The 18,377-nt window shown below is 67.1% G+C and carries 20 protein-coding genes; 8 read left to right on the plus strand and 12 right to left on the minus strand.

Going from position 1 to position 18,377, the window contains the following annotated elements; all coding sequences use genetic code 11:
- The 4 genes from J4573_RS52110 to J4573_RS52125 form a co-directional block, all read right to left on the minus strand.
- A partial coding sequence (locus J4573_RS52110) for a DUF6801 domain-containing protein (RefSeq protein ID WP_372443054.1) occupies window positions 1-711 on the minus strand: 711 nt, incomplete at its 3' end.
- A 428-nt stretch (window positions 712-1,139) separates the two neighbouring features.
- Complete coding sequence (locus J4573_RS52115; protein WP_208263928.1) at window positions 1,140-2,165, minus strand: cupin-like domain-containing protein; 1,026 nt, start codon at window positions 2,163-2,165, stop codon at window positions 1,140-1,142.
- A gap of 116 nt (window positions 2,166-2,281) precedes the next feature.
- Complete coding sequence (locus tag J4573_RS52120; protein ID WP_208263929.1) at window positions 2,282-3,607, minus strand: DUF6801 domain-containing protein; 1,326 nt, start codon at window positions 3,605-3,607, stop codon at window positions 2,282-2,284.
- A 28-nt stretch (window positions 3,608-3,635) separates the two neighbouring features.
- Entirely contained in the window at window positions 3,636-5,258 is a 1,623-nt protein-coding gene (locus J4573_RS52125) for a dolichyl-phosphate-mannose--protein mannosyltransferase (protein WP_208263930.1), read from the minus strand.
- 361 nt (window positions 5,259-5,619) lie between these two features.
- Here J4573_RS52125 and J4573_RS52130 point away from each other — a divergent pair, with 361 nt between their 5' ends.
- A complete protein-coding gene (locus tag J4573_RS52130; protein WP_208263931.1) occupies window positions 5,620-6,030 on the plus strand; it encodes a hypothetical protein in 411 nt (136 codons plus the stop codon).
- A gap of 284 nt (window positions 6,031-6,314) precedes the next feature.
- Window positions 6,315-6,716: a hypothetical protein gene (locus J4573_RS52135; RefSeq protein WP_208263932.1), complete on the plus strand. Its 402-nt coding sequence runs from the start codon at window positions 6,315-6,317 to the stop codon at window positions 6,714-6,716.
- A gap of 12 nt (window positions 6,717-6,728) precedes the next feature.
- Here the strand turns inward: J4573_RS52135 and J4573_RS52140 are convergent, their stop codons facing one another.
- The gene (locus J4573_RS52140) at window positions 6,729-7,703 is read right to left on the minus strand and encodes an MCE family protein (protein WP_208263933.1); all 975 of its coding nucleotides are present in this window, start codon (window positions 7,701-7,703) and stop codon (window positions 6,729-6,731) included.
- On the minus strand, window positions 7,703-8,599 hold the full coding sequence (locus J4573_RS52145; protein ID WP_208263934.1) for a dienelactone hydrolase family protein: 897 nt from the start codon (window positions 8,597-8,599) through the stop codon (window positions 7,703-7,705). Before J4573_RS52145 ends, J4573_RS52140 begins: the two co-directional genes overlap by 1 nt.
- Window positions 8,600-8,801: 202 nt before the next feature.
- Here J4573_RS52145 and J4573_RS52150 point away from each other — a divergent pair, with 202 nt between their 5' ends.
- Window positions 8,802-9,899: a DUF6801 domain-containing protein gene (locus tag J4573_RS52150; protein WP_208263935.1), complete on the plus strand. Its 1,098-nt coding sequence runs from the start codon at window positions 8,802-8,804 to the stop codon at window positions 9,897-9,899.
- A gap of 63 nt (window positions 9,900-9,962) precedes the next feature.
- On the opposite strand, the gene J4573_RS52155 is transcribed toward J4573_RS52150, so the two are convergent.
- Both J4573_RS52155 and J4573_RS52160 read right to left on the minus strand, forming a co-directional pair.
- Window positions 9,963-10,475: a hypothetical protein gene (locus J4573_RS52155; protein WP_208263936.1), complete on the minus strand. Its 513-nt coding sequence runs from the start codon at window positions 10,473-10,475 to the stop codon at window positions 9,963-9,965.
- Window positions 10,476-10,773: 298 nt separating this feature from the next.
- Window positions 10,774-11,190 carry an ATP-binding protein gene (locus J4573_RS52160; RefSeq protein ID WP_208263937.1) on the minus strand — a complete coding sequence of 139 codons (417 nt, stop codon included), beginning with the start codon at window positions 11,188-11,190 and terminating at the stop codon, window positions 10,774-10,776.
- Between the two features lie 104 nt (window positions 11,191-11,294).
- On the opposite strand from J4573_RS52160, the gene J4573_RS52165 reads away from it, so the two are divergent.
- The 4 genes from J4573_RS52165 to J4573_RS52180 all read left to right on the plus strand — a co-directional run bounded on the left by J4573_RS52165 (window position 11,295) and on the right by J4573_RS52180 (window position 14,156).
- Window positions 11,295-12,104: a helix-turn-helix domain-containing protein gene (locus J4573_RS52165; RefSeq protein WP_208263938.1), complete on the plus strand. Its 810-nt coding sequence runs from the start codon at window positions 11,295-11,297 to the stop codon at window positions 12,102-12,104.
- The gene (locus J4573_RS52170; RefSeq protein ID WP_208263939.1) at window positions 12,104-12,298 is read left to right on the plus strand and encodes a DUF397 domain-containing protein; all 195 of its coding nucleotides are present in this window, start codon (window positions 12,104-12,106) and stop codon (window positions 12,296-12,298) included. Before J4573_RS52165 ends, J4573_RS52170 begins: the two co-directional genes overlap by 1 nt.
- 181 nt (window positions 12,299-12,479) lie before the next feature.
- The gene (locus tag J4573_RS52175; protein ID WP_208263940.1) at window positions 12,480-13,394 is read left to right on the plus strand and encodes an NADP-dependent oxidoreductase; all 915 of its coding nucleotides are present in this window, start codon (window positions 12,480-12,482) and stop codon (window positions 13,392-13,394) included.
- A gap of 225 nt (window positions 13,395-13,619) precedes the next feature.
- The gene (locus J4573_RS52180; RefSeq protein WP_208263941.1) at window positions 13,620-14,156 is read left to right on the plus strand and encodes a hypothetical protein; all 537 of its coding nucleotides are present in this window, start codon (window positions 13,620-13,622) and stop codon (window positions 14,154-14,156) included.
- Window positions 14,157-14,209: 53 nt separating this feature from the next.
- Here the strand turns inward: J4573_RS52180 and J4573_RS52185 are convergent, their stop codons facing one another.
- Window positions 14,210-14,686 carry a hypothetical protein gene (locus tag J4573_RS52185; protein ID WP_208263942.1) on the minus strand — a complete coding sequence of 159 codons (477 nt, stop codon included), beginning with the start codon at window positions 14,684-14,686 and terminating at the stop codon, window positions 14,210-14,212.
- Between the two features lie 108 nt (window positions 14,687-14,794).
- Complete coding sequence (locus J4573_RS52190; RefSeq protein WP_208263943.1) at window positions 14,795-15,721, minus strand: AraC family transcriptional regulator; 927 nt, start codon at window positions 15,719-15,721, stop codon at window positions 14,795-14,797.
- Between the two features lie 86 nt (window positions 15,722-15,807).
- Between J4573_RS52190 and J4573_RS52195 the strand changes: the two genes are divergently transcribed.
- Window positions 15,808-16,128: an EthD family reductase gene (locus tag J4573_RS52195; RefSeq protein ID WP_208263944.1), complete on the plus strand. Its 321-nt coding sequence runs from the start codon at window positions 15,808-15,810 to the stop codon at window positions 16,126-16,128.
- Between the two features lie 596 nt (window positions 16,129-16,724).
- Here J4573_RS52195 and J4573_RS52200 read toward each other — a convergent pair.
- Both J4573_RS52200 and J4573_RS52205 read right to left on the minus strand, forming a co-directional pair.
- Window positions 16,725-17,750, minus strand: coding sequence for a CU044_5270 family protein (locus J4573_RS52200; protein WP_208263945.1), 1,026 nt, complete (start codon window positions 17,748-17,750; stop codon window positions 16,725-16,727).
- Window positions 17,747-18,355: an RNA polymerase sigma factor gene (locus J4573_RS52205; protein WP_307797555.1), complete on the minus strand. Its 609-nt coding sequence runs from the start codon at window positions 18,353-18,355 to the stop codon at window positions 17,747-17,749. Before J4573_RS52205 ends, J4573_RS52200 begins: the two co-directional genes overlap by 4 nt.
- Window positions 18,356-18,377 lie beyond the last annotated feature (22 nt).

Genomic DNA, 18,377 nt, shown 5'->3' on the forward strand with positions numbered 1-18,377 from the left:
GAGCTGCACGCCGCCGACGTCGATCCGGCGGCCGTGGCGTGCGCGCGCCGCAACGTCGCCGACAGCGCCGCTGACGGCCACGTCTATGGCGGTGATCTGGAACTCGGTGAGGACCTTGGGGCCGTCGGGCATCGTGCACGCGACGTCCTTGCCACCGGCCCACACGGACGTGCCGTCCGCCTTCTTCGGGTCGATGTGCTGGCTCAGCCCGGTGAGGCTGATCTTGCCGGGGCCGGCCTTGCTGAAGGTGAGCGTCGGAGCGTCGCCCTCGGTGACCAGATCGAAGCCCTGACCGGCCGCCGGGACGTCGATCGGGGTCATGGTGACGTCAATGCTGACCGGCAGGTTCGGGTCTTCCGGGACGCTGACGATCTCGTCGGACGTCGCCGTGCCCTCGAGCTTGGTCGCCTTGACCGCGCGAAGACCGTTGGTGACGGTCGCGCTCAGGTGGGCGGTCGCCTTGATGTGGATCGGCGGCGTCTGCTGCCCCACCGGAATGCTCTTGGGGATGTCGGTCTCGATGGTGATCGGCGTGGGCTGCGCACCGATGAGGGGGTAGGTGCAGTTGAAGTTCGCGTCCACCTTGATCGGGTCCGCCGAGGCGGGGCCCGCGGTGGCGATGGCGCCGGCAAGGGAGACACCGAGGCCGCCGATGGCGGCGATCGCCAGGCCCTTGGCCCTGCTCCGCTTCCGCTTGCTGTTGTTTTCCACTTTCTGCCTTTCTAGTACGCCTAGAACTAGTGCCACTGGACGAGCACTGCCGGGATCCTCTGATCCCCCGAGAGTCAACTCACCTCCAGAAAGGCCGTCGTTCACGTCTTCGGCACTCTCGGAAGACGTAGTCGGCTCCTCGAAACTCGGAGATCAGCAGGGGGTGGCGGATCGCACATTGTGATCCGGATCTCGCACGTTTCGGATCTGTAAACTACCCGTAAGGCAATATGACGTCTTGGGGTGCCGCTGACAAAGTTCGGCTTACTGACACTCACTCTCACAGCAGATCTCGCGGCCCTTCCGGGCGGCTCGCGCAGTCGGCAACAATGCTTCGATGAAAGTTGTCATCGAGTGAGCATCACCGCGAATGAAGGACAAAAAATGCTTCCACTACGAGGAGCGGAAGCATTTCTTGAGGGGGGCCCTCAGAGGTGCTGATAAGTGGTGTAGTTGTCCACGAAGTTGTTGAACTTCAGGAAGTTGGTGTAGCTCATCGTCACGGTGGCCGAGTCGAGGCCCTCGACGTAGTGCCACCAGCCGATCGGGATGAAGAGCACGTCACCCGGGCCGATCGTGCACTCGAGCAGCTGCGCCTTCTGCATGTTGGGGAAACGCTCGTGGTCCGGTGCGCTGCCGTCCACCTCGGAATAGCAGTGCACGTGGTTGTACACGTACGCGGTGTCGTGGAGCGGGACCATCTTCACCAGCTTGCGGCCCATCACCTGTGCCATGAAGTTGTTGGTCAGGTCGTGGTGATAGGGGGTCTTGGTGCCGGGCGGCCCCATCCAGAAGAAGCCCTTGTCGACCGAGTCGCCGTCGAGGTATTCCGAGATCGGGTGGATGTCCTCCCACAGGATGTCGAGCGCCTCGCGGTTGCGTGAGGCGTTGTTCGCCGTCATGTAGAAGTCGTTGGTGCCCGTTCCGTCGGCCGCCGCCTTCTCGACCAGGTCGACGTAGTCGCGGAACAGCATCATCTCTTTGTGCGCCGGCGCGTTGATCTCGAAGTCCGGATCGGACTCGCGGCCGAACTGCACCTCGACCTCGCGGTCCCCGCACCGCTCGCGCAGGTAGTCGAAGTCCCACCTGGTCATCGCGGGCCAGTCCTTGAGCATGCCCGTGATGATGACCGGCCGGTTCTGGTAGTAGTACTGCTCGTAGAACTCGTCCCTGGAGAGCCGCTCACGCCGCTCGATGGTGGAGCCGTTCGGACGCATCCGGCTGAGCCGGCCATAGACCGTCATCGTCCATTCGCGCTTGCGCAGCCGGTTGGCGACGCGCGACCCACCCTGAACATAGGGACTCTCCAGAGCGGAGGCGACCTCGCGCTTGGCCTCCTCCTCGGTCACCTCACCATCCGCGGCCATCGCCGCGCTGATGGCTTCCGGCGGGTTTCCGAGAAGCAGGTTCTCGGAGATCCATCGACGCCAGGTATCCATATCACGCTGCGCCACGCCGATCACTCCTTTTCCTTCTTGGACCCGCCAGTCTCACACGCGGGTGCTGGGCATAAATAGAATCCAAACGAGCGTTTCTCACCGGAGCTTGTAACCGGTTGACAAGCCTTTCGCTACCCGGCCGCCGGGGCGGTTCGTTGCGGCACGGGAACGACCGGCGGGCAGCCCTGGGGAATGGACGGCAGGCAGGTGGCCCCGACGCTCACTCTCATCAGATTTCCTGGTCCGGAGACGGACGCGCTGAAGAGACGGCTGAGGTCGTCACCGCCAGTACCGCATCCGCTGAAGGAGGGAATTGTGAGGGGGCCCTCGAGCACTCCCTCCTCAAGGACGCTTTTCACTGTCCCCTTGAGCACGATGTCGGCCGGTACCCGTGTTTGGCACCGCTTACCGACGCTCAACGCGGAGCCATTGGCACTCGCGCCCGTGATGCGGATCGTCATCTTCATGTGAGCGGTCACCACGTTTCCTGTGGCGACTTCGTAGGTTCCGTAGTCCTTGCCCGGGGCCAGCGGCGCCTGGATCATTTCCATCGCCGCGGTGGTGGGCATGAAGCCGAACGTCAGGAAGGTCGACTTCGACTTGATCGGTTCGACCAGCTTCTGTCGGATGCTGCCCTCGCTGTCGCCGACGCCGGGCACGGCGTAGACGATATTGATCAAGGCGGGCTTCCCGGCCGATCCGTCGTTGAAGACGGTCGCCCCGTTGAGCTTCTTCACGTTGGCGAATCCGCTCATGTACGTACAGCCCGAATCGATCCATCCATCGGGAGTCTCCTTCGGCGGCCCGGCCCACTTGCCGCATTCCGGTGGAATGGTGGGCTCGGCCTTGGGGACCGCGTTCGGCTTCTGTGCCGAGCCGGGCTTGGACACCGGGACGGTGGCGAGGACGCGCGCCTGCCGGGCCGCCGGGGTGCAGTCGACGGCGAGCTTCGAGCCGCCCGCCTTGCTCGGGCTGAGCGTCAGCGCGAGGTCACCGGCCGAGAAGCTCAGGTCACCGGCAGCGGCGGTCTTCGTCGCCGGCACCGTGCCCCTGGCGGACAGCGGCAGGCTTCCCTCGGCCGGGACCGCCGTCGGCGCGCTGGTCAGCCCGGACCACTTGGCCGCGTTCGACGTGCCGTTCTGGGTCACCGCCGTCGTCAGCTGCGCGGTGCCCACGACGGAGTCGCCGCCGGCCTCGCCCACGTCGGCGACGCCCGCCTCGGGGATGGTCACCGTGGTGGTGATCCGGCTCGGCTGGATCGGCTTGCCGACCACGGCGTTCGAAGGGAACGTGCCCTGCACCCGGACCGCGACCTGTTGCGGCCCGGACGGAAACTGGCAGGCGTAGGTCAAGCTGACGTCGGCGTCCTGCGAGCTCGCTGAGGCCCCACCGCCGGACATGGATCCGACCACGAACGCGCTCAGCCCGATGGCCGTCGCCTTACCCAGGAACCTCAAGTGGGGTCACCTCTCCAAAGAACGAACTTCACAGGTGGCCGTGCCACCACAGGCGGGCCTCGTACTCGGACCCGGGGATGGTCTTGGCCGTGAGAATCGAGTGGAAGTACCAAAGAGCCGACGCGGCGACCAACAGATAGACCACTCCCCCGGCTGACAACCATCCGGGCGTCCGCCCCTCCTCCCGGAACCGTGTGCGGAGCCGGTCGAAGAGCAGAACGATCGCCAGGACGGCGAACGGGAGCATCGGCAGCGCGTAACTCGAATACATCGTTCGGTCGGCGAAGCCCGAGGGGAACCACGGCAGCCAGCACGCGGCATAACCGCCGACCGTCACAGCGATCCGCCAGTCACGCACAAAGAACGCCATCAGCACCAGGGCGAGCATCGCCCCGATCGAGACCCACCAGATCGCCGGATTTCCGAGGTCCAGCACTTCACTGACGCACCAGGTCGCGCCGCAACCGTTCTGTCCCGGGACCGGCCTGGCGTGGTACATCAGGGCCGGCTCTTTCACGATCGGCCAGTCCCAGGGCCACGACTGCCCCGGGTTGGGACTCGTCACACTCTCGTGAAAGTCGAAGATCACCTTGTGGTAGTGCCACAGCGACCGGATCGGGTTCAGGAACGTCGGCCAGAGGGTGCTCGGGTGGTGGTCGGCCCAGTCACGCTGAAACCCGGCGATGGCCCGGCCGCCGGGAAGGTCGTCACCGTAGAGGGCCTTCTGCAGACCGGTCCCCGAGATGAGCCAGCCCCACCAGGTGGCCACGTACGTCACGACCGACACGGCGCCGACCGTCACCAGCGACGGGAGCATGTCCAGCTTCAGCATGTCGCGCGAAGGCCGTGCCGCACCCGCCGCCTTGCGCGCGTTCCGGTCCCACACCAGCGCCAGCGCCCAGAAGAAGGCCAGCGGGTAGACACCCGACCACTTCGTGCCGCATGCCAGCCCGAAGCAGACAGCAGCGCCGATCCGCCACCCGTGCCACACGAAGGGACCGCTTGGCCCCTTCCCCTCGGACTTGGCCGCGAGGGCCTCCCGTGTCTTGTCCCGGTCGACCACGAGACAGCCCACGCCGGCGAGGATCCACATCAGCAGGAAGATGTCGAGCATGGCGACGCGGCCGGCCACCAGCCAGATCCCGTCCAAGGCCATCAGCAGCCCGGCCGCGCAGCCCAGCAGCGTCGAGCCGGTCATCCTCCGCGCGATACGCGCCAGGATGAGCACGCACAGCACGCCGGCGATGGCGGACATGAACCTGAAGGCGAACGGATCGGTGCCGAAGAGCGCGATCCCGATCGCGATGAACCATTTGCCCAGCGGTGGATGAACGACGAACGCTCCGCCATACCGCAGGCCCATCTCGGGACGTCCGGACAGGAAGTACCCGTTGGCGGGGTTGCCCTGCTGGAAGTCCTTCCAGTTCTGCTCCACCCCGAAGTGCAGCAGCGAGTACGAGTCCTTGGCGTAGTAGGTCTCGTCCCAGATGATCGTGTGGGGCGCGTCCAGCCGGTTGAACACCAGCAGCCCAGCGAAGGCGGCCACCAGCAGCGGGCCGATCCAGCCCCAGGGCAGCCCGGCGAGACGGTCGCGCACCGACGGCCTGCCCGCCGGCGTCTCCCGCTCGTCGACCGCTGTCGCGGTGCTCACCAAGCCTCACCTTCATCCGATCCAGGGCTACGGACCTGGACCGTAATGAACGTGACACGCCCGCGAAATCACACTGAAGATGAAGTGGCGCCCGGCGATACTCACTCAATTGAGCAGACACGAGTCACACCGACACGGTGGCCGGACGCGTATATCACTCGATGACAAATCAGCGCGCGTTCCGCTCATCCGCCGACTACTGAACGGCGTGATCCGCCCGCCTCTGTAGGAAATTGATAGTCGGGCACGGCACCCGCGCGCCGTTTGACTATTCCTGGCCGTACCGCACGCCCAATCATGAATGTACTTCCCATGACTTTCGCGCAACGACCGCGCCCCCACCCCACCGGAAGGACCGAAGGTGACACGCAGACTCCGACGCCCCCACCTGGCGGCGCTGTTGCTCGTTCCCGCCCTGACCCTCACGGCCTGCGGAGGCGGAGGTGGCGACGACAAGAGCGACACCGCCCAGCCCCCGGCGGCCGCCGACTCCGCGACGCCCTCCACGGGCTCCTCGTCCAGCACCTCAGGCGGAACGACGTCGGGCAACGGAGGCTCGGGCGGCGGGCAGCAGCTCCCCGCGAACTCACCGGTGAAGCCCGGCATGACCAAGGCGCCCAAGCAGGTCGTGAGCTCGTTCGCCCTCTGCATGCGCAAGCACGGCTTCAACGTCCCCAACGACGTCAAGTCATGGAAGCCGCCGGCGGGAACCGACAAGGCCAAGGCCCAGGCCGCGATGGCCGACTGCTTCAACAAGATGGTGGGCAACTAGCCCACCCCACCCCCGAAACGGCCCGGGCAGCACCACCGCCCGGGCCGTTCGCGTTCCTCTGGGAGCTTGCCACTCAGCCGCCTATTTGAAGCCGGCACCCGTGCAGCTGCCTCGCTTGTGCAGGTGGAACCTGATGAAGGCCGTCGCGCCCCTGGGGATCGACACGGCCTTGTTGCTGTCGTGACCGCGCGAGGCCTTTCAGCCGTGGCTGAAAGGGCTGTTGCCCGACGGCCGAGACGAGATATTCAATTCCCCACGTACACAACGGAAAGGGGAAGAGGAAAATGATCGGAATCGCGACCAAGGTCGGCATCGTGGCGGGGGCGGCGATCCTCGCCGCCGGTGGTTCGGGGGTGGCGTCGGCCTCCGTCGCGGCGAAGCCGAGGCCGACGAAGACGGTGTACGCCCACCAAGGCAAGGACCGCGCCGCGGTGACCAAGCGCTTCACGAGCAGCGGCAGCTACTACCAGGTCGAACTGGCGGTATGCGACAGGGAGAAGGACGGGAACAAGGTATACGCGCGATTCGTCATGAACGACCGGGAGCGTGCCTACGGCGACCCCAACAACAGCAAGAAGGGGTGCGGCCTCCAAACATTCAACGGGGACTACACGGTTGAACAGTTCCAGATCTGCGAGGACGACGCGGGCGACGACACCTGCTCGAAGTGGCAGGACGTGGACTGAGCCAGGGCGGCTTCAGCTGCCGGTGCAGAGGGGGATGTCGATGAACAGGTCGCAAGGGTTGATGGAGAAGGGGGCGTTGGTCTGGGCGAGCAGGCTGCCGTTCGGGCCGGGGGCTCGGATGATGTCGTTCAGGCCGCTGAAGAGTTTGGCGAGGCCGTCGATGAGAGTGGGGATGTCGTAGGAGCGTGCGCTCAGGGCGGCTACGGCCTGGCCACCACGGTCGATGATGTGCGCCACGTCGTCGCCGTGGTCGTGCAGGGCGGTGGCGGTGGTGTCGGCCAGGCGGCCGGTCTCGTCGAGGAGGCGGCTCACGTTGTCGGGGCGGCCGTTGAGGGCGGGGTTGAGTTTGTTGAAGTCCCGCACGGCGCTGGTGATGGTGTCGGAACGGGTGCCGAGGACGTCGGCCAGGAGGGGGACGTCCTGGGTCAGCCCGTTGATGTAGGGCAGGTCGTCGTGGAAGGCGTCCACCAGCTGGGCGGTGTTGCCCAGGGTGCGGTGGAGGGCGGGGCCGTCCAGGCCTTGGGCGAACGTGTGGAGGGTGGTCGCCAGGTCCTGGGGTGAGACCGCCGAGGTGAGGTCGTAGGCGGGCTGGGCCAGGTCGGCGGGCTCCACCGGGTCGTGGGTGGTGACGATGGGCTCGTCGTCGGCGAGGAACGCGCCGCTGGTGCCGGTGTCCAGGACCAGATCCTTGGGGCCGAAGATGGAGACCGGCTCGATGGTCGCCGTGGATGAGGCGGGGATGGGCTGGTCCACGTGGAGTGCTACTTGGACCCTGCCGTCCGGGCGGAGGGTCACCTTGTCTATGCCGCCTACGACGATGCCGCGGATCTTTACGTCGGAGTGGGTGTCCAGGCCCTGGCCGGCTCGGCCGAAGACGGCGGTGTGGTGATGCGTCGCGTGGTGCGGGGCGGCCACCCCCACCGCCAGGGCGGTGCCCACGGCGGTGAGGGTGGCCAGGCCCACGATGCCGTGGCCCAGGGCGCGCATCAGCCTGTTGGGCAGGTGTCGCGGTACTCGGCGATGTTCTGGTCCGGCTTGGGGGCCGGGCACAGGAACTGCTCGTAGCGGGTGTCGTTGTCCACGAAACGCTTCATCCACGCGATGGCGTACTTGGCGATGGTGGTGTTCGGCGCGACGAACGTCATGTGCCCGGCGTTCTTGAGCTTGAGGTACGCCTTTTCCGGAGCCGAGGTGAGGTTGTTGTAGAACGGCTCGGCGTGCAAGGAGGGGGCGGCGATGAAGTCGTTGTCGGCGCCCATGATGAGGGTGGGGACCTTGACGTTCTGCCAGCCCTGGTCCAGGTGCCAGGGGGCGAGGGGGATGTCGGCCTTCAGGGAGGGGCGGTTCTGGGCGGCGCGCAGGGTTCCGCCGCCACCCATGGAGTGGCCCATCACGGCGAGGCGGGACGGGTCGACGCGGTCCTTCACCTTGCTCTGGGTGGCCACATAGTCCACCGCCGCAAGGAGTTGCTCTGCACGGGCGTCGGGGGCGTCGAAGAGGGTGTTGGTCTCCAGCGTCATGACGACGAAGCCCTGGGAGGCGAGGCGCGGGCCGTACCAGTCGATCCACGCCTGCGGAGAGACGAAGCCCGGCGAGACGGCGATGGCGCCGAACGTTCCCTGGCTGGTGTCGGTCGGGGCGTAGATGGTGCCCTTGTTGAAGCCCGTTCCGCTGCCCTGCGGCACATCGATCTTCTCGATGGCGAACGGGCCCTTCTCCGCGGTGATGCTCGCCTCGGTGGGGGCCGGCCCTCGCTCGTACGGGCCGGACGCCACGCGGACGGTCAGCGCGGCGTGGGCCGGGGGCGTGACCGCGGCCCCGGACAGGCCGACGACGGCGGCCAGGGACAGAGCCTGAATCGACTTCTTCAGTTGTGCCTTCACCGGGGGGCCTTTCACTCATCGGGCCCTGCGGCGGGGGTGGAGACCGCAGGGTCCGATGAGTGTGCGACTCATCACCTTCGCGAAGCTTCATGCGTACGTACGGAGTTTTTCTGTACGCCTTGTCATCGCGCCACAAGGGACGCGTCCTACTTGGTCTGCCGCTGTCAAGCTTCGGAATCGGCCGCCGTGTTCAGATCGGCGCATGTTGAAGCAAGCAGGAATCATCGCCGTCGCCGCCCTGGGCGCACTGCCGGTCGCCGGACCGGTCTCAGCCGCGCCGACGACCAAGTCGTTCACGTTCACCTGCGCGTTTCCCAATGTGGGCGACAGGCAGGTGAAGGTCGAATACGACACCGATTTCCCGGCGAGCGTCCCGGCCGGGGAGCCGATGCCGGGCAGCACCCTCACCGCGCGCGTGCCCGTGAGCGACAGCCTCGCAGCGGAGCTCCGGCAGAACCAGGATCTGAACCTTGAGGACACCGAGGCGCTGAGAAATCTCACCATCACCGATTCTCAAGGCCGCCGACCACTCAGATACACCGACGCGCCCCACCCTCTGGTCTTGGCCGACCTCCTGGGTTCGGGAACCCGCACGGCTTCCTACACCGCCGTGACCAATGGGCCGACCTTCACCAAGCCGGGTGACGTCACGATCGAGACCGGCCCGCTGGTGCTGTCAATGCTGTCGGGCCACTGGATTCCTTTGCCGCCCGATGGTCTGCCTGGGTTGATCACGGACTGGGCGCCATGCAACCCCGATCCGGGCCAGGACCTCACTTTGGGAAAGGTGCAGGTCACCCCGGCACCACCGAAGAAGCTGGACTTCGGGGTCAAGGGGACGACGTCCCTGAGGGGAAGCGAGCCCATCGCCCTGTCCGGTTCGTTGAAGAGTGAGTACGACGCCTCCACCGGCGAGGTCTCCGGAGACCTGAGCCTGGACCCGGTCACCGGCCACTTCTCCATCGCCGGGTTCATCCCCGCGACCGCCGACCTCGCGTTCAGCCCGGCAGGCAGGACGACGGGCACGTTCAACGGCAAGACCGCCGGCCTCAGCTCGCCGATGAACATCGGGCTGACCTCGATCACGGCGTTCGGCATCCCGGTCGGCGGAGGAACGGACTGCCGGACGACGGCGCCCGTCCAGTTCAACGCGACCGGGTCGGCCTCGGACGACTACTCCGCCGAGGTGTCCGGCGACTACGAGCTGCCCGCGTTCGAGAACTGCGGGCCGCTCACCTTCCTGGTGAACGCGTTCCTTCCCGGGTCGGGCAATCCGCTCAAGCTCAGTCTCACGCGCTGACCCTGATCTCACGAGCCGGTCGGATCGATGTTCGGTCCGACCGGCTCGGCGCGTGGCCTGCGTTCAGTGGCGGGCGGCGAGGACTTCGGGGGGAACGGAGATGCTCGGCTCTTCGAGGTGCAGGCCGGTGGTGTTGGAGGCTTGTTCCATCGCGCGTTCCATTGCCAGCTGGGCGGCCTCCCGGCAGAGGGACGAACTGGGAGCGGTGATCTGGCCCTCGGCGCGGTCGGCGGCCTCCATGGCGGCGGTGGCCGCCTGGTAGGCGTCGTTCAGGAGGTAGGTGGCCAGGCCGCAGTCTTCGTGCGCGACCGCCTGGACTACGGCGCGGGCACCCCATGCGCTGCCCGCCGCGAGCTCGGAGAGCATGCGCGCGACGCCTTCGAGGGTTGAGGCGGGGTCGTCCGGTACGAGGTCGACGACGCCGAGGGCGTGCATCTGCGCGGCACAGGCCGCGTGGATGACGCGCTTGGCGGCGCAGGCGGCCGCCTCACGGTCGGCTTGGTTGCCCGCCTCGGCGGTGACGTAGGTGTACCGCGCGGCGAGCTTGGTATACGCGATGACGTGCTGAATAGGCATGGAAACCCTCTCCTGGCGCGGGGGGCCCAGGTGTGGAAGTGCGGTCAGTCCATGGATCTACGGCAATGAAATACCGCTGTAAATACTCTCCGGTAGGTAAGTAACACCACGTTCACGCGAGGGCCGATCACCGGTCGAACCGTCTTGGTCGTGTGCGAGCCCCCGCCCACCCGAATATGTCGCCGCTGAGCGAACGCAAGATCCCGGCTGCTGAACTCTTCCGCGACGCGACCGCCGGAACGGAACACCCGTAAGTTTCTCCTGACGGGCCCTATTGGCCGTCCGGAAACCTCGCTTGTTACCGGTCGGTAATTACTTCACCAGCATTTACTGGCATCTTTGCCCAGACGATCTTCCCGCCCCCGGCCGGCCAGTGCGTACCCCACAGCTCGGCCAGATGATCGACGATCTCCAGCCCCCGCCCGCCGTCGTCCGCCACGCTCGCCCGCCTCGGCCGCGGCGGCGCCTGCGACGGGTCGTGCACCTCGATGATGAGCGCGCCGGGGATCGTTCGCAGAACGAGCGCGATGAGATGTCCAGGGCAGGCACGGATGCTGTTGGTGGCCAGTTCGCTCACCACCAACAAGGCGTCGTCCATCAACGTCGCACCGGCACCCCATTTGGCGAGCTGCACCTCGGTGAGATCCCGCAGCAGCCCGGCCGACGACGGCACGGCCAGCACCTCGCGCCTGAATTCCTCTTCACGGACGTTCACCCACCAAATGTTGACCCGGGAGATTACTCTCGGCTATGCCTTTGTCACTCCAGATGAGGGCCCGGCACTACACCCCCCGTAGCCCCACGTCAGAGGCGATGCACATGACCGACCTCGACCCGAAGGAATCGATCCAGGCGTTCTACGCGCGAGCCCTCGCCCGCGAACGCACCCGTGCGGGCATGACCCAGGATCAGCTAGGCGCGCATCCAGCCGTCATCGTCTCCGGCAAGCTGATCGGCCACGTCGAGAACTGCCGCCGCCCACCCACCGAACGCCTCTCCAAGGGCATCGACACAGCCCTCAATCTGGAGGAGTACTTCGAGAGCCTCTACGACCACATGGTGAAGGAGGACGGCCAGCCTTCCGATTTCTGGGAGTACCTAGAAGTCGAGCCTCACGCCGACTCGGTCAAGAGCTACGACAGTCAGTGGATTCCCGGACTGCTCCAGACCGAGGAGACCGCACGCGTAATCCTGAGCGCCGAGAACCAGGGCGACAAACTCGAGCGTCTGATCGCCAATCGGATGGAGCGCCAGGAGATCCTTCACCGCGAGGAGCCACCCTGGCTGGTCGTGGCCATCGATGAGCACGTGATCCGACGCACCGTGGGCTCGCGAGAGATCACTCGACGGCAGCTGGACCACCTCTACGCCCTGTCACAGAACCCCAACATCAACATCGTCATCGTGCCGGACGGCGCACAGGTCTACCCGACCGGGTCGTTCATTCTCCTTGGGTTCGCCAAAGGCCCAGACCTCGCCTACCTGGAGTGCGCTGGGGACAACAAGCGCATTCTCGATAACGACAGGAAGGTGAAGGAGCTCTCGATCATCTTCGATCGGATCACCACGGCTGCCATGACGGTGGCAGACTCAAGGGAGCTGATCCGTAAGGTTCGGGAGGGCATGTAATGAGCTTGGACTTCTCGTCCGGTCGCTGGCGCAAGAGCAGCTACAGCGGCGGTGACGAGACCTCGACATGCGTTGAGGTGGCCGGTTTGAACGCGGCCGTCGGCGTGCGGGACAGCAAGGACCCGGACGGGCCCAAGCTGGTCCTCTCCCCCACCGACTGGAGGCTGCTGATCTCTGGGATCAAGCGCCTCTGAGCTTGGATGATGGTGGCGCGAGCAGCGGCGCCCGCCCGTGCCACCATCGAACGACAAACGTAGTTAGCGGGCCGTGTCCGTGGGAAGTCATCGAGTGATCGACCGGCTTCGCTGACTGCTCATCCGTTGCTAGAGCAGGCCGGTACCGACCGTCAGATTCTAGTGACTTAGTGTGGTGACCATGCGCGCAGTTACCTATGACGCCTATGCCTCTGACAACTCGCGGCTGTGGGTGGGCGAGGTGCCCGATCCCAAGGTCGGGCCTGGTCAGGTCCTCATCGAGGTACGGGCCGCCGGGGTCAATCCGGTGGACTGGAAGCTCATGGCCGGTGGCCTGGACGGGATGATGGACGTCTGGTTCCCCGTCATCCCCGGCTGGGACGTCGCCGGGGTGGTGCGGGCGACCGGGCCGGACACCCCTGAGTTCGCGGTGGGCGACGAGGTCCTGTCGTACGCCCGCAAGGACGTCGTGCATGGCGGCACGTTCGCCGAGCTGGTCGCGGTGAACGCGGCCTCGGTCGCCAAGAAGCCGGCGTCGCTCGACTGGAATCAGGCGGCGGGCGTTCCCCTGGCAGGCCTGACCGCGCAACGCAGCCTCGACCGGCTCGACGTCGGCCCCGACGATGTGCTGCTCGTGCACAACGCCTCCGGCGGCGTGGGCAGCTTCGCCGTGCAGATCGCGCGCCATCGCGGCGCGCGGGTCATCGGCACGGCGTCCGAACGCAACCACGACTACCTGAGCGAGCTGGGCGCCGAGCCGATCGCCTACGGGGACGGCGTCGTTGAGCGGATCAAGCAGGCCGCACCCGACGGAGTGACCGCGGTGGCGGACTTCGTGGGCGGGCAGCTGGAGACCACGCTCGCGGTCCTCGCCCAGGGCGGACGTCACGTGTCGATCGCCGATCCCACGGTCGAGCAGAAAGCCGCGAGCGGGCACTGGATCTGGGTGCGCCCGGACGGCGCCAAACTCGCGGGCCTCGTCGAGCTCCCGCTCAAGGTCGAGGTGGCCGGAACGTTCACCCTGGAGAAGGCCGGCGAAGCGTTCGACGCCAGCCGCGAAGGCCACACCCGCGGAAAGCTGATCATCACCCCGTGACCGGGCGACGCCCGGGGCGTTAGCAGTCGGGGCGCTTTTCGCTGTTGTCGTTGTACCAGTTGGCCTGGTCGGAATTCGCCCGGCCGGTGATCCAGATGATCGACTTCGCTCTCGGACTTGTCAAGGGTTCTTTCGTAAGTCACTTTGCGTCATCCGTCGTGGGCTCTTTGAAACTATCGAGGGGCTATTGACAAGGGCCGGAATCCGGCGTGATCATCCAGCATCATGAAGAAGACGAAGGTCATCGCCGCGGCCGCTTCTGTCGCCTTTGCGGGCGGGCTGATGGCGGTAACGCCCGCGGCTTCGGCCGCCTCCAGCACCACCAAGTGCCACAACACCGACAGCAAGAACTACAAGAACTTCGACCTTCCCGGGAAGACCGACATCGTCGGAGAGGGCCGCACCTGCATCACCAAATATTCGGACGGGCGCCTCACGGCGACCATCAGGTTCCAGTGGTCGGAGGCAACGCTTCCCGCGGTCGGCAGCGGCCACAAGTTCGACAAGTTCAACATCAACGTCAGGCTGGATCGCCGACCGAACGGCAGCACAAGTGACATCGCGCTGGCCAAGCGAACCTGCGACGTCACCAGCGACGTCAACGCGGACTGGAGCGGGGAGACCGCCTGCGGCATCAGCGTGCCCGACGCCTACAACTCCTCCTTTGACTTCTCCACCGACGGGTCGCTCACCTACAACATCGACAACGATGGAGACGGCGACTCCACGTTCCAGCTCTACGGATCTCCGCTCGTGAAGTAAGCCGTGAGGTGCGCGTCCATCGTCCCGGTGACGGACGCGCACCTCACGAGATTTCAGCAGTGACCGATGGCCGGTTTCGTGCTCACGTTGTATTCGCGACTGTCGCCAGTGGCGGGCCAATCGATAACGCCGTATGCACGCACGCATTTGTTCCGGCCGTCCAGGCGCTTCGGACCGGCGTAATAGCGGAAGCCGCTGTATTCACCGGCCGAGGCGGTGTAGCTGCCGATGCCGCACCCGCCATTCTTACAGGAGAGCGGATAGGTGTAGATGTACACCCCCATGGCCTTCAGCGTTCCCGAAGTGGTGCTGGAAGAGACCAACTCCGCGCAGTTGTAGTGGCCGTCCCAGTAGAGGTTCAGGTAGGCGAGAGTCTTGCCGCCGCCCGTGAGCCGCTGTTCTTCGACCAGGGTTCCCGAGCAGCGGTCGGCTGCCGCCGCCTGCCCTTGGAAACCGAGAGCTCCGATGAAGGACGTCGCGAGGAGCGCCGCGGCCAGTGCCGCGGGCGCCTTCTTGGTGGTGAATCGCATCGATGTCTCCCATCGCGGGGCCCAGCCCGGCACTCATGAAGCACGGGCGAGTGACTGGAGACTTTCAAGATCCACATCGGTGATCAACGCGCGTCTTGTTGACGATCATCAAGCGTCGCTTGTCCTTGCGCGCCCCCGTCGCCAGCGAGCCGGCGGCATGCCGTAGCGGTTCTTGAACGCTCGGCTGAACGCCGCCTCCGACGTGTAGCCGACCCTCTCCGCGACGTGCACGACCGAAAGGGACGTGTCACGGAGCAGGTCGGTGGCGGCGTCCAGGCGCACGTGCGCGAGATAGGTGGCGGGCGGCTTCCCGACGCGTGCGACGAACCGTTCGGCGAACACCGACCGGGACAGGTTGCACGCCCTGGCCAGTTCCTCGACCGTCCAGTCATGCGCGGGATCCCGGTGGATGACGCTCAGGGACAGCCCGATCTGCGGATCGAACGCGCCCGCCAGCCAGTTGGGCTCGGCGTCCTCGCCCGCCGCCCAGGTGCGCAGGATCTGGATGAAGATCAGATCGAGGATGCGCGAGATCATGACCGCCGACCCCTGAGACGGCGACTGCATCTCGATGACGAGCATCCTCCGGGCGACCTCCAGCCCCTCCGGCGCCCCCTCCCCAGCCAGAACGATCATGGGCGGCAGGCTCCTCAGCAGATGGCTCGCCTGCGGATCCCCGATCCTGAACGTTCCGCTAAGCCACCGCACCACCCCGGCCGGGCGTTCACCCACATCACTGACGTGGTGGGCGTCGCCGCGCGGGAACAGCACGACATCGCCGCGACTGGCACGCTCAACGCGCGGGTCTCCGTCAAGGCGAAGCTCGATCTCGCCCTCTTCGATGAAGTACAGGCTGCCGAACCCGGCGAAGCCGATCGAGAAAGCACCCGGCGGCCGGTACGCGGCGACCCGTTCTCCACTCAGCCGGACGCTTCGCAGCAGCTCAGAGAGCAGGTCATCCGGCTGACTGAGCGCGACGTCCTGCGGGCCCTCGCCGGCCGGACGATCGGCAAGGTTTCCCGGCGGATCGGTCATGGTCGCTGCCCATTCCTCTGATTAGTGTCGACGACCGTGAGCGTGCGCGCGCTGATTCCAACCGGAGATTAGCCGAGAGGCCAGCCATGACCGACCAGGACAAGCCAACCAAAATCACCTTCGTCTACTCCAACCCCACCGACCCGGACGCCTTCGAGGTCGCCTACCCCGAGCAACTCGCGCTCGCGCGCAAGCTCCCCGGCCTGACCCGGCTGCAGGCGTCGAAGGTCTGGCCCAAGGAGGACGGAAGCCCGACCCCCGCGTACCGCTTCCTGGACCTGTACTTCGCCGACTACGCCTCGGCCAGCGCCGCCGCCGCACAGGCAGGCCCCCTCGTAGCCGCCACCCGCGAGCACGCCACCGGAGGCGTGGCGATCGCGTTCGCCGAAGTGCTCGACGAGGCCTAGCAGTTCGCCCGCGCCCCGGCCGCCCGCACCCTCAACACTGCGAAGCGGCCGGGGCCCAGCCGCCCGGCCACACCCTGCCGGACACCACTAACCGGGGCCCGGCGCACCCAATCGGCCGGGAGGCATGGCCGGGTGCGCCCCGGGCGGCCGACTGGCCGGGGCCAGGTGCGCCCGTGCTGCCAGGTGGCCGGAGCCAAGTGCCCCGCCGCCCGGGCCGCGGGGCCGGGTGCGTCCGGGCAGAGGCGGCCGGACACAACTGGCCGGGACCAGATGTGCCCGGGCGGCCGACTGGCTGAGTGGCCGAGGCCAGGTGCGCCCGGGCAGACGCGGCCGGACACAATCTGCCGGACACAACTGGCCGGAACCAGGTGCACCCGTGCGGCCGGATGGCCGCTGCCAGGTGCACCCGTGCGGCCGGATGGCCGCTGCCAGGTGCGTCCGGGCCGGCCAGGTAGCCGTTGCAGGGCGCGCTCGGGCAGCCGGGGCCGGTACGCCCGGGCGGCCTGGTACGGCCGGGCAGAGCCTGCCGGACACAACTGGCCGGGGCCGGGTGCGCCTGGGGCTGGGTGTGCCCGGGGCGGGCGGGGGTAGGGCGGCTAGCTGGGGATCTGGTGGGGCTTGTCTACTACGGCGGCGTGGAGTTGGGCGCTCCAGCGCAGGATGGTGCCGGGCTTGATGCCCTTCTCGAACGCTCGTACGGCCACGGCGCGGTCGCCCAGGTAGCGGAACGTGGTGCGGTCGACGATGATCTGCGTGCTCTTGTCGCCGTCGCTGCGGGTGATGCCCAGGCCGTGCCGCCCCGACAGGTCGGTGGCGTCGCGCGTGACGGTCACGCCCGGGATCTGGGCCAGCGCCTCGTACAAGGCCGCGCGCAGCTTCGGCGGAACGTAGCCGTCGATCGTGTCGGCGATGAGTTCGAACGCCCGCTGGTCGTGGTTCCACTCGGGATCGGCGTCCGCGTACTCGTGCACCTTTTTCAGCAGGGTGCGCGGATCGGTGGGGAGCGAGGCGAGGAAGGCCTGGTCGTCCGGGTTCCACGTTTCGCCGAGGCGAACCTCCGACCAGCCCGTGCCCTTGCCGTTCACCCACGAGATGATCGGCTTCTGGTTGCCGCTCACCGGGCACTGCCGCTCGCTGGGCGGGCATGGCCGGGGTTTGACCGTCTTGACGTCGGTCGGGGTCCAGGTCTGCAGGCGGAACGCCTTGTTCGGTTTCGGAGCGTCGGCGTCCTTGACGGGCGGCCAATTGAACCCCACGCCGGGGACCCCCTTGACCTTGGAGTCGATGTAGACCCACTGGCCGGGCCGGGGGGCGAGCGAGGTGTCCTTGCGCGCCGCGTCGGCCGCCTGCTTCAGCAGCACCGCGGCATCCGCCGGCGGGGTGCCGATCGGGGATGACTTGTCGCCGCCGGGCACGAGCGCGAAACCGATGGTGACGGCTGCGGCCAGGCCACCAGCGATAGCCAGCCGCCGGGCGGACAGGCGGGGGGTGGGGAGGCGGCGGGGGCTCGTGGTCTCGCGTTCGGCCTCGGTTGTCACCGCCAGGTGGGCGGCGGCGAGCGCGTCGGATGTGGGGGCGGGGACTTCGGGCTGCGCGGCGCGCAGTACGTCGAGCTCGTTCATCGTTCGTCCTCCTCGACTGCCATGGACGGGTCGCTGCCGCCCAGGGCGTCGCGCAGCCGCGTGCGGGCTCGGGAGAGCCGCGAGCGGACGGTTCCGATCGGGATGTCCAGGGCCTCGGCGACCTCTTCGTAGGAGAGGTCGGCCCAGGCGACGAGCAGCAATACGTTCCGCTGGCGTGCGGGCAGGGCGGCGAGCGCACCGGCGAGCGGGCCGCTCAGGCCCTGCGCGTCGACGCGGTCGACGATCGCCTCGGTCATCTCCTCGTCCGAGGAGCCGGGACCGATGCGTTCCAGCAGGCGGTACTTCTTGACCTCGGCGGCGCGGTGCCGGGCCATGAGGTTGGTCGCGATGCCGTAGAGCCACGGGAGCGCCTGGCTGCGCGTGACGTCGTAGGCGTTCCGGCGGCGGAACGCGACCAGGAACGTCTCGGCCATCAGGTCGTCCGCGGTGTCGGGGCCGAGGCGTTGTGCGATGTAGCGGTGGATCCGGGGCGCGTGCCGGTCGACCAGCCGCGCGAAGCGTTCCGGCTCGGACCGGGACCGCCGGATCAGCTCGGCGTCGTCGCAGTGGTCCCGGTCGGGGGCCGCCTCGCGCGTGCCGATCACCACCGTCGTCCTCTGTCCAACG

The sequence above is a fragment of the Actinomadura barringtoniae genome, assembly GCF_017573505.1.
GTDB classification, from domain to species: domain Bacteria; phylum Actinomycetota; class Actinomycetes; order Streptosporangiales; family Streptosporangiaceae; genus Spirillospora; species Spirillospora barringtoniae.

What these genes read in the sequence shown, in the direction of transcription:
- J4573_RS52135 (WP_208263932.1), top strand. Translation starts at nt 6,315, where the DNA reads ATGATCGGAATCGCGACCAAGGTCGGCATCGTGGCGGGGGCGGCGATC.
- J4573_RS52140 (WP_208263933.1), bottom strand. Translation starts at nt 7,703, where the DNA reads ATGCGCGCCCTGGGCCACGGCATCGTGGGCCTGGCCACCCTCACCGCC.
- J4573_RS52150 (WP_208263935.1), top strand. Translation starts at nt 8,802, where the DNA reads ATGTTGAAGCAAGCAGGAATCATCGCCGTCGCCGCCCTGGGCGCACTG.
- J4573_RS52155 (WP_208263936.1), bottom strand. Translation starts at nt 10,475, where the DNA reads ATGCCTATTCAGCACGTCATCGCGTATACCAAGCTCGCCGCGCGGTAC.
- J4573_RS52165 (WP_208263938.1), top strand. Translation starts at nt 11,295, where the DNA reads ATGACCGACCTCGACCCGAAGGAATCGATCCAGGCGTTCTACGCGCGA.
- J4573_RS52170 (WP_208263939.1), top strand. Translation starts at nt 12,104, where the DNA reads ATGAGCTTGGACTTCTCGTCCGGTCGCTGGCGCAAGAGCAGCTACAGC.
- J4573_RS52175 (WP_208263940.1), top strand. Translation starts at nt 12,480, where the DNA reads ATGCGCGCAGTTACCTATGACGCCTATGCCTCTGACAACTCGCGGCTG.
- J4573_RS52180 (WP_208263941.1), top strand. Translation starts at nt 13,620, where the DNA reads ATGAAGAAGACGAAGGTCATCGCCGCGGCCGCTTCTGTCGCCTTTGCG.
- J4573_RS52185 (WP_208263942.1), bottom strand. Translation starts at nt 14,686, where the DNA reads ATGCGATTCACCACCAAGAAGGCGCCCGCGGCACTGGCCGCGGCGCTC.
- J4573_RS52190 (WP_208263943.1), bottom strand. Translation starts at nt 15,721, where the DNA reads ATGACCGATCCGCCGGGAAACCTTGCCGATCGTCCGGCCGGCGAGGGC.
- J4573_RS52195 (WP_208263944.1), top strand. Translation starts at nt 15,808, where the DNA reads ATGACCGACCAGGACAAGCCAACCAAAATCACCTTCGTCTACTCCAAC.
- J4573_RS52200 (WP_208263945.1), bottom strand. Translation starts at nt 17,750, where the DNA reads ATGAACGAGCTCGACGTACTGCGCGCCGCGCAGCCCGAAGTCCCCGCC.